This is a genomic window from Marinarcus sediminis (SeqCode) (assembly GCF_048571275.1).
GTDB classification, from domain to species: domain Bacteria; phylum Campylobacterota; class Campylobacteria; order Campylobacterales; family Arcobacteraceae; genus Marinarcus; species Marinarcus sediminis.
The window spans coordinates 282,107-295,396 of the sequence record NZ_CP182357.1 but is presented as its reverse complement, the minus strand read 5'-3'; the positions used below and the strand labels follow the sequence as shown (position 1 = coordinate 295,396).

The following is a 13,290-nucleotide window of genomic DNA, read 5'->3' as shown; positions in this document are numbered from 1 at the left end:
CTATGAATAAAAAAAACCTAATTTTTAGGTATGCTTTTGTATTTCTTCTTTTGGGTGTCGTGGCAAGTTTTGTAATTGAGTTTTATAAAAATGAACAGATTCAAACTCAGTTACAAGATGACACACAAGCGGTTAAACTCTCTTATAAAAATGCGTATGAACACAGCAAACAAATTGCTGAATTGATTTTTGTGAACAATTTACTTTATGATGAAAAAATTATCTCACTATACCAAAACAGTTCACTGAATAAAGCTGCTGCACGAGCAGAACTTTATGAATACTTAAAAGAGAAATTTTTCTATTTTAAAACTTTTGGCATCAAACAAATCAATTTTTATCTTTCAAATAATGAAGCTTTTTTAAGAATGAAAAACAAAGATGTGTTTGGCGATATTGTAAACAATCGAGAGAGCCTTTTGTTTGTCAATTCTTCACTTCAATCCATAGATGGCATTGAAGTGAGTGAAACGTTTCCTTCTGTGAGTTTTATGAAACCTCTCATGGATAACCACTTAAAACCCTTAGGTGTCATTGAAATTGAGTTCAGCTTTGATGCCATTGCCAATTTAATGGAAAAAGATTTAGAGTTTGATGTCTTTTTTATCTACAATAATAAAACCTTAGAAAAAAAATTATTGAAACAACAGCAAAAACATTTTGTCAATTTTGACTTAAACAGCAGTTACAGCATTGAGGACAATGTGTTTAAATTTTTTAAATACAAACCCACACTTTTTGAAAAGATAGGCAAAGACAGACAAAATATCATTAAAGATAATATGGAAAATGCCAAAGAGTTTGCTTATATGTTTTTTTATGATAAAAAGTATCAGTCCTCTGTTTTTTTGCCTTTGTTTAATGCGTTAACCAATGAAAACAGTGTGTATGTTGTTGCAGCAGGTACGGATAAAGATTCAGATATAGATAAAATTTTAAATCGTGCACAATGGGAATTGTTTTTCTTTTTATCTCTTTTTTTACTCTTCTTTGTCTTAACCTATTTACTCAATATTTACAACTACAGATACACGACAATTGTAAAAAAATATGATGATGTACTCATGGCAATTGATAAATATGTGGTAATGATAGAGACAGACACCAGCGGATTTATCACCAATATCACGGAAGCCTTTTGTGATTTATGTGGATATACAAAAAAAGAGATAGTGGGGCGGAATATTAATATCATACGTCATCCCGATATGTCAAAAAAGTTTTTCGAAAATATGTGGAAAGATTTGCACAATCATAAAAAGTGGGAAGGTGAAATTAAAAACATTGACAAAAATGGGAACTCTTATTGGGTAAAAGGGATAATTTTTCCTAAGTATGATCTCAATCAAAATGTCATAGGTTACTCTTCCATTCGTATGAATATCACCGATGCCAAACAACTCAAAAAAATCAATAATCTTTTGAAAGAGGATTTATCCAATAAACTCAATGAAATTAAAATGCGAGATGACTCTTTGGTGGATAAAACGAAGATTATTCTTATGGGAAAAATTTTGGATTCCGTCTCTCATCAGTGGAAGAACCCCATCTCTAATATCTCAATTCAACTTGCTCAACTCAGTGCTCGAATCGAAAAAGAGGATATGACGCCGAAGAGTTTAAAAAATATTCATGATAAAGTTGAAGAAGAACTGAAAATACTTTCAATGACATTAAATGAGTTTAAAACATTTTTCAGTGATCAAAACAGCAATGATAAATACAATGTATTTTCTGCTGTCAATGAATCCATTTCGTTGGTAAAAAACAGTTGTCAAATTCATAATATTTCCATTACAATAGAGTCAAAAAAAGAGATATATTGTTACGGTGTTTTTAATGAAATTAAACAAATTATGATCAATATCTTAAAAAGTTCCATTGAACAATTCATCGCCAATTCAATTGAAAAAGGTGAAATAAAAATTTCGATTATTGAAGATAATCAAGATGTGCTTATTAAATACCAAGATAATGTCCAAGGAGAATCAAAAAATATTATCAATGAAGTTTTTTCTGACCATTATGATGAAAAAACCAATATAAATATTGGAATTAATCTCTATATTGTTAAATTATTAATTGAAAAAATTGGTGCACAAATTTGGTTTGACAATGAACTCAATAAGACAGTTTTTTATATTAAATTGGTTAATCAAGACAGAAGAAAAGAGAGAAGAGTCTAATGAAATTGTCTTTTTTTATAAAACTTTTTATTGCATTTTTGCTGTTTTCATTTATTTTATTTGGTCTGTTTTCTCTGTTTTCAAAAAAGTTTTATGAAATTGATAGGAAAAATAAAGAATACCAAGAGGTTCAAAAAGCCTTAGAGTATAAAGAACAACTTTTACTGGATTATCTCAATAGAATAAACAGTGAAATAACCGCTGTCAATAACAGCCATACGTTGCAAGAATATGTGAAAAATACCAGCAAGACAAAAGATATAATTGACTTGTTTAAGGTACTTTTATCAAGCAATGAAAATATTTTGCAAATGAAGTTTTTAAATCTTCGAGGCAAAGAGCTTTTACGAGTAGATGCCTACGGTAAGAGTATTAAAGTTGTGCCTAAAGAGAAGTTAGAGAATAAAATTATTCAAGATGATTATAAAAATATACAGATACTTAAAAAAGATGAAATTTGGAATTCGACTTTTAATATTTATAAAGAAGAGGGCGAAATTGTTCTGCCTGTAAAATATATTTTACGATTTATCATTAAAAATGAACAAGGTTTTATCTCTTTTGTAATCGATGTAAATAGCCTGTTGCAAAAAGTACAAAAGTCGTATAATGACAACACCTATATTTTTGATAAAGAGGGCAATTTTTTAATTCATAAAAACTCAAAATACAGCTGGTCAAAATATTTTTTCCCCAATAAAAACATCTACAAAGAGTATGCACAGGATTCAACAAATATTTTAGAATTCGACAATTATGTCGGCGATGATTTTATTTCAAAACGGGTTTACCTCAACTCTGGGAATTATATTATTTTATTAACAAAAGTAAAACAATTCTCTTTTTATAATTTCTTTGAAAATTTTGAAAACTATTTTTTTATGATGTTATTTTTTGGTTTTATCATATCTGTTATATTGGCATTTCTTTTCTCAAATCCCATCGCTAATCTTTTTAAAAAAACAGAAGAGACCAATCGAACTTTAGACATTTCCATGAAAAAGAGTTCAGAAGAGCTGAATGTCAGTTTGAATATTATTGACAAACATGTCATGTCAATAAAATTGGATAAAGAGGTCAATATTGTTGATGTCAGTACCGCTTTTTGTGATGTTTCAGGTTTTTCTAAACAAGAACTCATTGGGCGCTCTCATAAAGTGTTGATGCACCCTGATATGAGTGATGAACAGTATGATGAAATGTGGAATTTGGTCAAACAAGGAAGTTCAAAAATAGTTGAATTAAAAGGAATTAAAAAAGATGGGGGTTATTATTGGGTTGAATCGTATATTGATCCCATTTTTAATGATGATGCAGAGATTATTGGATTTACTGCTATTCGAAATAATATCACCGATAAAAAAATCATAGAAAACCTCTACAGTGATATTAACTATCAAGTCCAAGAGTACAATGCTATTTTTGAAAATGCACACAGTGGAATTGGTTTGACGGATCTTATGGGGAATTTTAGAAAAGTCAATTTTATGTTCTCTGAACTTTTAGGCTATACCAGCGATGAACTTTTGAAAATGAGTTGTTTTGATATTATTTTAAAAAATTCAAGCAATCTGCTGCAAAAAATATTTGTTGAAGCTCAAGAGACAGGTTTTATCAGCAATATTGAGAAAATATTTATTCATAAAGATGGCACAGAGATTCATCTTGAAATCTCGTTGAATTTGTTGCCTGGGAAAAAATATTTTGTTTTGGTAGTGAACTCACTGCAAGATAAAAGAAAACTGCAAGAACTCAATCAAAATCTTGAATTGAAAATCAAAAAAGAGGTTGAGAAGAGCCGTCAAAAAGATAAACTTCATCAAGAGGAGCAACTCAGAAACATCAAACTCACCTCTATTGGTTCTCTTGCTGCTGGAATTACGCATGAAATTAATACGCCATTAACCTATGTTAAAGGGAATTTTGAGATGATGGGGTATGATATAGATGATTTACCTGAAAGCGAGATTAAAACACGTATGAAAGAGGACACTGTCCGTATCAAAGAGGGAATCAATCGAATCGCTAACATTGTAGAGTCCATGAGAGAGATCTCTCAAAGTTCAAATGAGATAAAAGAGAATGTAAATATTTATTCAACTATAATTACAGCTTTAACAATGACATACAACCGTTCAAAACAGATTTCAGAAATATATATCAATGATAAATTATTTACAATAGATGACATCAATAAAAATGAGTATGAGTTTATTTGTAAAGTCCAAAAACAAAGAGTTGAGCAAGTTTGGATTGTTATTGTGAATAATGCTTTGGATGAGTTATCTAATGTAGTGCAATATGAAAAAAGAGTTTTAAAAATTTATCTCACAGAAGATGAAACCGATGTGATTGTTTCGTTTGAAGACAATGCAGGTGGAATCAAAGAAGAGATGATGAACCAAATTTTTGATGCATTTGTCTCTTCAAAAGAGCACAGTGGTATGGGTGTTGGCTTAAATATATCTAAAAAAATAATAGAACAACAAAATGGAACAATAACTGCCTTTAATAAAAATGGTGGTGCAGTATTTGAAGTGAGATTAAAAAAATGAGAATAGCTTTTATTGGAGACATCGTAGGTCGTCCAGGAAGAAAAATAATAAAAGATAAATTACACGCATTTAAAAAAGAGTTTAATATTGATTTTGTGATTGCCAATGGAGAAAATGCCAGTCATGGTTTTGGACTTACGGTGAAAAACTGTGATGAATTGCTTAAATGTGGTATTGATATCTTAACTGGAGGCAATCACTCTTTTGATAAAAAATCCGATATGTTAGCTCTGCTTGAAACCAAACCGGTTTTAAGACCAGATAACTATCCTGAAGGTGTTTTAGGCTCTGGCGTAAGAGTCGTTATGGTAAATGATGAAAAACTGGCAATTGTAAATCTCATGGGAATGTACTCCATGCCTCATGTTGAAAACCCTTTTAATTGGGCAAGCAAACTTGTGGAGAAACTGCACAATGAGGGCATAAAGAATATATTCATTGATTTTCATGCTGAAGCCACGAGTGAAAAACGGGTGTTGCATATGATGTTTAAAAACAGAGTCAGTGCCATTTGTGGCACACATACCCACATAGGTACCGACGACTTACAAATTGATGAAGGAACCGCATATGTTACTGATGTAGGTTTAACAGGGTGCCGAGACAATGTCATTGGTATGGAAAAAGAGATGCCAATATACAGAGCTACAACGGGATTAAATGGGCATTTTAAAGTGCCCAACGCTTGCAAATCCATTTTACAATTTGTCGTTTTAGATATCATTGATGGGAAAACCATTGAAGCATTTAAAGTCAAATCTTATTGCTCTTCACATGAAGATGTGATTACTAAGGCATTTGTTGAATAACAGTTTTGAGCTTTTAGTTTTTCTAAAAGAGAAAAAACTTCTTGAAAACTCTCCTGAGTTTTGGTGGCCCAGTCACGGATGTTTTGAGACACTTGTGGGTGCAATTTTAACTCAAAATACCAAATGGAGTAATGTTGAAAAATCGCTTGTTAATTTAAAAAGTGCAGAGCTTTTAACGTTAGAAAGAATGGCAAATGTTGATATTGAAGTATTGATTTTTGCCATAACACCCAGTGGTTTTAAAAATCAAAAAGCGGTTCGTCTTAAACAGTTGTGTAAAAATATCATTGGGCAGTTTGGTAACTTTGAAAATTTTCAAAAAACTGTCACCAGAGATTGGTTGTTGGAACAAAAAGGCATTGGTTGCGAAAGTGCTGATGCGATTCTTTGCTATACCTGCGCCCAAGATGAAATGGTTGTTGACAAATATACTCACAAACTTTTAAAAAGTTTTGGGTATGAATTTGAATCATATGAGCAAATGAAGGCGTGGTGTGAATATGGAATTAATGAATATTTCGATAAAATAGTACAAATTTATGGCTTTGATATTACTCTAAACAAGATTTATTGTCGCTTGCACGGTAAAATCGTAGAGTTTATGAAAAACAATCCAAGGGTTTAAATTATGATAATTATTCCACAAACAAAAGGTGGCGTTGGGAAATCAACAGTTGCTATGCAAATAATCGCGCCATTTTTATATAAAATGCACGGTAAAAAAGTAACGTATATTGAAATAGATGATGAAAATAACGATTCACAATCTTTTACTCGAACAGACATTGTGAATAAAAGAATGTTAGGTACGAATAAACTCACCGAATTGGATGAATTAATTTTAACAGATGACAATCATGAAATTATTGTTGATGTAGGGGGAAATAAAACCTCTTCATTGGTTTTGGATGAAATTAAAAAAATCGGAACGTATGACAATGTGAAATGGATTATTCCTTTAGGTGATGGTGAACTCGATGGTAAAAATGCAATAGCAACCATGAATAAAATTAAAAAGATAGAGAAAAATGCAGAAAAAAATATGTTTTTTGCACTCAATCGAGCCATCAGTATGGAAGCCGATTATATTGAAGAACAATTCATTAACTTTTTTGGGCATAAATATCTTAACAGTGACTCTGTTATTTGTGATTTTGTAAAAAATCCAAACTATTTTCCCGTAAAAAATGATAAGGTTATTACCATCAGTCGGTATTTGGGAAGCACTGTTTGGGAGATGGCATTTAACAATACTGATTTTGCACAAAAAGCGATGCAAGCAAAAGAGATAGGGGATTTAGCCAGTGCAAGAAAATATCTCTTTTTCAGACGAATGCAAATAGAGTCAAAAGATTATACGATCGATGTGTTGTATAAAATTTTTGCAAAATTAGAACAATGGATTGAAATTAAAAAATGAGTGATATGAGCTTTAAACAAGCTAAAGATCTTGTTGAAAAAATTGAGATGACGGAGATGTCGTTACAAAAAACGGTAAAAGATATCAATGAAGCGTCAAAAGGTTTTAATGAAGCTTTGCGGCATCAAAAAATTGTTTTAGAGATGATTCCACAAGCCAATAAAGAGTTGGGAATTATGAGAGTGTTAATCGCTATTAATGTTGGATTTATACTGGGATTAATAGTGTGTAAGTATATATTATAAAAAAGATTTAGGGATTATAAAGAATGGGCAAACAAGAAAAAATCGTATCAATGTTTAATGAAATTGCAGGAACATATGATGTGGCAAACAGAGTTCTGAGCATGGGAATAGACAAAACTTGGAGAAACAAAGCGTGTCATTTGGCTTACTCTTTTTATGACAAAAAAGAGATTGAAAAAGTCATTGATGTGGCTTGTGGTACAGGGGATATGATTGATTATTGGCAAAAAACATCAAAAAAAGCACACATTAAACTCAACAAAATCGTAGGAGTAGATCCAAGCGTTGGTATGATGAATGTGGCCAAACAAAAGTTACCTGATGTTGAGTTTATAGAGTCAGGTGCTGCTTCTATGCCTTTTGAAGAGAACAGTGCAGATATCATATCAATCTCTTATGGAATAAGAAATGTGGTCGAACGGCAAAAAGCATTTGATGAGTTTGCCAGAGTGCTTAAAAAAGATGGACTCTTAGTAATTTTAGAGTTTACAAAAAATCCTAAAGAGAGCATCTTAGACCATTTGACTGATTTTTATATGAATAAAATTTTGCCTACTTTGGGTGGAATCATTTCAAAAAATAAAGAGGCATATACCTATTTACCGAACTCTATTGATGAGTTTCTGACCACTCAAAACTTATCAAACGAGTTAAAACAAGCGGGATTAGAACCCATTTATGTCAAAGGGTTTTCTATGAATATCTCCACGCTGTTTATTGCGAGAAAAATCTGATATATGCTTAATCCTTTAAGTGTATCTGAATTAAATCATCAAATTAAAGCTCTTTTAGAGACCACTTTTTCATACGTCAGTGTGGAGGGTGAGGTCTCAAATTTGACCTATCATAACTCTGGGCACATCTACTTTTCAATTAAAGATGAAAGTTCAACCATCTCATGTGTTATGTTTAAAGGCAATGCACAGTATCTGAAATTTCGTCTTGAAGTGGGACAAAAAATCAATATCACAGGTTCCATTACGGTCTATGCCCCACGAGGAAACTATCAACTGCTTTGCAGTAAAATTCAACCCTCAGGCGTAGGAGAGTTGGCTTTGGCGTATGAGCAACTCAAAACCAAACTTCAAACCCAAGGATATTTTGATCCTAAAAATAAAAAACTCTTACCGAAATATCCTAAAACCATTGCGATTGTAACTTCAAGTACTGGCGCAGCCATTGAAGATATGAAAAAAGTGGCAACACATCGCTGGCCTTTAACAAAGCTGATTCTTATTCCGACTTTGGTACAAGGAGAAGGTTCAAAAGAAGCCATTGTTCAAGCCATTTTAAAAGCAGACAGTTTAGAAGCAGATATTATGATTGTGGGTCGAGGTGGCGGAAGCATTGAAGATTTGTGGGCTTTTAATGAAGAGTGTGTGGCCAATGCCATATACAGTGCAAAAACACCTATTATATCGGCAGTGGGACATGAAGTTGACTTTGTTATTTCCGATTTTGTGGCGGATGTTCGTGCTGCAACGCCTTCAAATGCGATGGAAATGGCCTTGCCAGATATGAATGATATGAGAATATATTTAGATGGTTTGTATGATGATTTTAGAAGAAGTTTTTTAATTAACCTAACCAATAAAACACAAGAGTTAAACTATTTGATGCACTCATTTAAGCAAAACTCTTTTTTGAATAAATTTCAATTTATTGAAGAGAACATCAATGACTTATCTCAAAAATTTTCTTTGGCATTTAAACAGATATGGAATAAAAAAAGTGAAGAGTTGAATTTTGTGATGAATTCCTTTACGCTTAATCATCCTGATAAGAAAATAAAAAGAGGATTTGTTCAAACGACCAAAGAGAATAAAATAATTGATTTGGATGAATTAGAAATTCATGATATAATTGATTTAGAAAGTACAAACAGAGTTGTTAAAACAAAAGTTCTTGAGATAAAGTCATATAAATAATAATTTTTATGAATTTGTTGCCTTGTTTTAAGAGTTTATTTCGTATAATTTAGCACGATTTACAAAATAAATTTATTGCAATGTATCAAGAACAATTGGAATAAAGGAGATATTTATGGCGAGCCAACAAGAGGAAAAAAAGATTGATTACGCAAATACTGCGGAGTATATGACATTTGAATTGGGTAGCATGAAGTACGCTATCGAGTTACCTAAAATCAGAGAAATTTTAACCTATCCTGAAATTATTACAACACTGCCTAACACCACAAATTGGGTAAAAGGTTTAATTAATTTAAGAGGGGAAGTGGTTCCTATTTTAGATGTTCGAATTAAATTTCAAACAGGCGAAATTGTCTATAATGATAATACTGCGGTTATTGCGGTTATTACTGAAGATAAAAGAATGATTGGTATTGTTGTGGATAAAGTGGATGATGTTCAACGATTAAATATCAATGATTTAGCACCCGTATCTGATTTGGGTTCGGCAATTCCATCAAAATATTTAAAAGGTTTTGTGCGTTTAGAAGACAGCAAAATGCTCGTAATTATGGATATAGAATATGTTGTACATAAAGATGAGTTAAAAGATTCATAAAAAGTTTGAAGCATTAGGAACAATTATGCAAGAAAAGATTCAAAAACTCAGAGAACTGAAACTTCTCTTTGTAGAAGATGAAGAAGATTTAATCAATATTATTGAAGATACGCTACGAAAATTAAACAGCAATTTTCTTACAGCCAGAAATGGGGAAGAAGCGTTGGCAATTTTAGAAAAAAACAGTGATATTGATGCTGTGATTACAGATATTAATATGCCCATTATGAATGGTCTTGAGATGATTGAACAAATCAATAAAAGAGGGTTAAAAGTTCCTGTAGTAGTGATGTCTGCACATACAGAATCCGAATTTATTAAAAAAGCCGAAGATTTAGGGGTGAGTAATTACTTATTAAAACCTTTTGATTTTATTAAGTTTATTGAACTCATTGTAAGTATGGATATTAAGTAGATGTCGATTGATAAAAAATTACTAAAAAGATTAAAAGCACTTTATGTTGAAGATGACGACAATATCCGAAATGAGTTGTCTTCCTTACTTGGAAACTTTTTTGATACGGTTTATACCGCTGCAAATGGAGAAGAGGGATTAGCTCTTTTTAAAGAGCATCAAAATGATATTGATGTTGTTTTAAGTGATATTAACATGCCTAAACTCACTGGTATTGATATGGTCAAGGAAATCAGAAAAACAGATGCTAAAGTTCCGGTAATGTTTGCTACAGCGTATTCTGACAATGAATATTTAGCCGATGCGATTAAACTTCGTGTGTATGATTATATTATTAAACCCATTGATATCAGACGGTTATTGACGGTTATGAATGACTTGGCCAATGTATTATACCAAGAGTTTATGATTGAACAACAACACAAAGAGTTAGAAAAATACAAAGATGTTATTGATAAAAACAACATTGTACTTAAGACTGATACGAATTTTAAAATTACCTATGTGAATCAACATTTTTGTGATATTACAGGATATGACCAAGAGGAGTTATTGGGACAAGGTTTTGATACGTTAATTCATAAAGATGTCAATTCAACTGTCTATAAAGACCTTACAAAAGCGATTTTAAATAATGAATCATGGAATGGTAAAATAAAAAATCAAACAAAGTTTGGAGACACCTATGTGGTGGATTCATATACCATTGCGACACTCAGTGATGCAGGGGAAGTCACAGGTACCATTTCAATTCAAAAAGATATCACTTCTGATGTCAATCAAAAAAGAGACATACAAAAAGCATTGATAAAAGATAAAAGCGAAATTTTCCTCAAAGGGAAAGAGAGCAGTGGGGAATTAAATGCCATTATCAATGAGTTGAATAAAAGAATTCATGATTTACAAAAATTGATGAAAGCCTCTGATTTAGAAAAAGACCGTTTGGTTTATAATGGTGAAAAACTCATTACTGAAAATAAAAAATTGCAAAGAGAGCTGGCATACGCGCTTAAAAATGCTGCTGTGGAAGAGGATACCTCTTCTACGCTTAAATTGAATAAATCAAATCAAGATTTAAAAATGGAGATTAAAAAACTCAATGAAGAGCAAGAAGCTTTAAAAGATGAGATGCAACGAGCTGTGCTACAAACCAAAGTGAACTTAGAGACAAAAATTAAAGAGCTTGAAAAACAGAACAAAGAGTATCTGTTTCAAATTGAATCTGCCGAAGATGTTGAAACACTGACTGAAAAACTTGAGTATTGGAAATCCAAAGCCAAAGAGGGCGCAAAAAGGGTTGAACAACTCGAAAGAGCTCTGCTTAATACAGGAGATAAAAACATAATGAGTCGTCTGTTTAAATAAAATAAGAGCGCACTCTTATTTTATTGTGATGTTAATTATTTTTTGATCTTTGAGGGGTTTATTCCCACCATAATTCCCATTGGTTTCAACATTTTCTAATTTATGAACAACATCCATACCTTTAATGACTGTACCAAAGATGGTGTGTCTTCCATTGAGCCAATATGCTGGCACTGTGGTAATGAAAAATTGACTGCCGTTAGTATTTGGCCCTGCATTGGCCATTGCTAAAATACCTGGTTTATCAAAGACTGCATTGGGTGAAAACTCATCTTCAAAATCTTTTTTCCAAATCGATTCTCCACCACGTCCCGTACCTGTTGGATCACCCCCTTGAATCATAAAATTTTTAATGATTCGATGAAAAATTAATCCATTATAATAACCGTTTTTTGAGTGAGTGATAAAATTTTCTACGGCTTTGGGTGCTTTTGATGGATAGAGTTCTATCTCAATGGTACCTTGATTGGTTTGCATTACTGCAATGGGATTTGCTGCAAACAGTGAGAGACAAAGTGTAACAAAAAAGAATATTTTTCGCATATTTTTTCCTTAAAATTGTAAAAGTGTGTAAATTGGTAGTAGTATATTATTTATCTTTTTAATCCGTGATTAAAATAATATTTTTATAATTACTTAACTTTTTTTGTATTATAATCGGACAAAATTTATCTTAAATAAAAGGAACTTTATATGGAAATGCCTTCGATTCCACAACCAACATTTTATATCTTTAAGTGTGAGCAAGCTTCCCCTCCTGGTATGCCAAAACCGAGCTGTGTCAACGAAACGACCAGAGATTTGTTCAATCATCTTGCGGGTAAAATGATGGAAAAAGGTTTAATGGGACCGGTTCAAACAATCAGAACTTCATGTCTTGGAAGATGTCAAATGGGTCCTGTAATGTTAGTAGAACCAGGTCATCATATGTACATACAATTGTCTAAGGAAAAAATAGATAGAATTGTGGACGAACATATAATTAATGGAAACCCCATTGCAGAATTTTTAATTCCTGAACAATTTTGGGGAGCACCAATAGAATTAAACAAATAAAAGGTAGTAGTAGATGACATTTGATATGCTTTATAGTAAAATCCATAGAGCAACTGTAACGGACGCAAACTTAAACTACGTGGGTTCAATTACAATTGATGAGGAGCTTATGAATGCTTCTAAATTAAGAGTGGGACAAAAAGTAGAAATAGTCAATGTCAATAACGGTGAAAGATTTGCCACATATGTTATAAAAGGTAAAGCGGGAAGTAAAGATATGTGTTTAAATGGAGCAGCAGCAAGAAAAGTTGAAATTGGAGATAAAATTATTGTTATCTCATATGCTTCATACAATGAAAATGAACTTGAAGCGTATAAACCAACCGTAGTACTTGTTGATGATAACAACAATATTACCTGTGTAACTCATGAACTGATTGGGAGTGACCATGTTTGAAGGCATTGATTTAAGTAAATTAAACTTAAATGATGTGATGAAACAAGTTCAAGATATGGCCGAGAAAGCAAAAGAAGACAATGAAGATAAAATCTTCACTTCTAAAGCTGGCGGTGGCATGGTTGAACTCTCTATCAATGGCAATTCAGAAGTGATTGATTTAAAAATAGATGACTCTTTACTTGAAGATAAAGATTCATTACAAATACTCTTAATCAGCGCAATGAATGATGTGATTAAACAATCTGACGAAAATAAAAAAATGATGGCAATGAGCATGATGGGTGGCGTAAATCCATTCGCTCAAAAATAA

Annotated in this window: 15 protein-coding genes; 14 read left to right on the top strand and 1 reads right to left on the bottom strand. The window is 32.0% G+C overall.

Going from position 1 to position 13,290, the window contains the following annotated elements:
* The first annotated feature begins 2 nt into the window (after positions 1 to 2).
* From ACNI3C_RS01435 to ACNI3C_RS01385, 11 genes are all read left to right on the top strand, one after another.
* Positions 3 to 2,186 (top strand): PAS domain S-box protein, encoded by a 2,184-nt coding sequence (locus ACNI3C_RS01435; protein WP_419770480.1) that lies wholly within the window; start codon positions 3 to 5, stop codon positions 2,184 to 2,186.
* On the top strand, positions 2,186 to 4,741 hold the full coding sequence (locus ACNI3C_RS01430; protein WP_419770479.1) for a PAS domain S-box protein: 2,556 nt from the start codon (positions 2,186 to 2,188) through the stop codon (positions 4,739 to 4,741). Before ACNI3C_RS01435 ends, ACNI3C_RS01430 begins: the two co-directional genes overlap by 1 nt.
* Positions 4,738 to 5,550 (top strand): TIGR00282 family metallophosphoesterase, encoded by an 813-nt coding sequence (locus tag ACNI3C_RS01425; protein ID WP_419770478.1) that lies wholly within the window; start codon positions 4,738 to 4,740, stop codon positions 5,548 to 5,550. Before ACNI3C_RS01430 ends, ACNI3C_RS01425 begins: the two co-directional genes overlap by 4 nt.
* The gene (locus ACNI3C_RS01420; RefSeq protein WP_419770477.1) at positions 5,543 to 6,175 is read left to right on the top strand and encodes a 3-methyladenine DNA glycosylase; all 633 of its coding nucleotides are present in this window, start codon (positions 5,543 to 5,545) and stop codon (positions 6,173 to 6,175) included. Before ACNI3C_RS01425 ends, ACNI3C_RS01420 begins: the two co-directional genes overlap by 8 nt.
* Positions 6,176 to 6,178: 3 nt before the next feature.
* A complete protein-coding gene (locus ACNI3C_RS01415; RefSeq protein ID WP_419770476.1) occupies positions 6,179 to 6,970 on the top strand; it encodes a nucleotide-binding protein in 792 nt (263 codons plus the stop codon).
* A gap of 5 nt (positions 6,971 to 6,975) precedes the next feature.
* Positions 6,976 to 7,215: a hypothetical protein gene (locus ACNI3C_RS01410; RefSeq protein ID WP_419770475.1), complete on the top strand. Its 240-nt coding sequence runs from the start codon at positions 6,976 to 6,978 to the stop codon at positions 7,213 to 7,215.
* 23 nt (positions 7,216 to 7,238) lie between these two features.
* Positions 7,239 to 7,949: a bifunctional demethylmenaquinone methyltransferase/2-methoxy-6-polyprenyl-1,4-benzoquinol methylase UbiE gene (ubiE, locus tag ACNI3C_RS01405; protein ID WP_419770474.1), complete on the top strand. Its 711-nt coding sequence runs from the start codon at positions 7,239 to 7,241 to the stop codon at positions 7,947 to 7,949.
* Positions 7,950 to 7,952: 3 nt separating this feature from the next.
* On the top strand, positions 7,953 to 9,143 hold the full coding sequence (xseA, locus tag ACNI3C_RS01400) for an exodeoxyribonuclease VII large subunit (RefSeq protein ID WP_419770473.1): 1,191 nt from the start codon (positions 7,953 to 7,955) through the stop codon (positions 9,141 to 9,143).
* Between the two features lie 115 nt (positions 9,144 to 9,258).
* Positions 9,259 to 9,744, top strand: coding sequence for a chemotaxis protein CheW (locus ACNI3C_RS01395; protein WP_419770472.1), 486 nt, complete (start codon positions 9,259 to 9,261; stop codon positions 9,742 to 9,744).
* Positions 9,745 to 9,769: 25 nt separating this feature from the next.
* A complete protein-coding gene (locus ACNI3C_RS01390) occupies positions 9,770 to 10,159 on the top strand; it encodes a response regulator (RefSeq protein WP_419770471.1) in 390 nt (129 codons plus the stop codon).
* Positions 10,160 to 11,524, top strand: coding sequence for a response regulator (locus ACNI3C_RS01385; protein ID WP_419770470.1), 1,365 nt, complete (start codon positions 10,160 to 10,162; stop codon positions 11,522 to 11,524).
* 15 nt (positions 11,525 to 11,539) lie between these two features.
* Here the strand turns inward: ACNI3C_RS01385 and ACNI3C_RS01380 are convergent, their stop codons facing one another.
* A complete protein-coding gene (locus ACNI3C_RS01380) occupies positions 11,540 to 12,067 on the bottom strand; it encodes a peptidylprolyl isomerase (RefSeq protein WP_419770469.1) in 528 nt (175 codons plus the stop codon).
* Between the two features lie 150 nt (positions 12,068 to 12,217).
* Between ACNI3C_RS01380 and ACNI3C_RS01375 the strand changes: the two genes are divergently transcribed.
* From ACNI3C_RS01375 to ACNI3C_RS01365, 3 genes are read left to right on the top strand one after another with little or no spacing between them, the layout of a single operon-like run.
* On the top strand, positions 12,218 to 12,580 hold the full coding sequence (locus tag ACNI3C_RS01375; RefSeq protein WP_419770468.1) for a (2Fe-2S) ferredoxin domain-containing protein: 363 nt from the start codon (positions 12,218 to 12,220) through the stop codon (positions 12,578 to 12,580).
* A 13-nt stretch (positions 12,581 to 12,593) separates the two neighbouring features.
* Entirely contained in the window at positions 12,594 to 12,977 is a 384-nt protein-coding gene (gene panD / locus ACNI3C_RS01370) for an aspartate 1-decarboxylase (RefSeq protein ID WP_419770467.1), read from the top strand.
* Positions 12,970 to 13,290: a YbaB/EbfC family nucleoid-associated protein gene (locus tag ACNI3C_RS01365; protein ID WP_419770466.1), complete on the top strand. Its 321-nt coding sequence runs from the start codon at positions 12,970 to 12,972 to the stop codon at positions 13,288 to 13,290. The genes panD and ACNI3C_RS01365 overlap by 8 nt, the downstream gene beginning before the upstream one ends.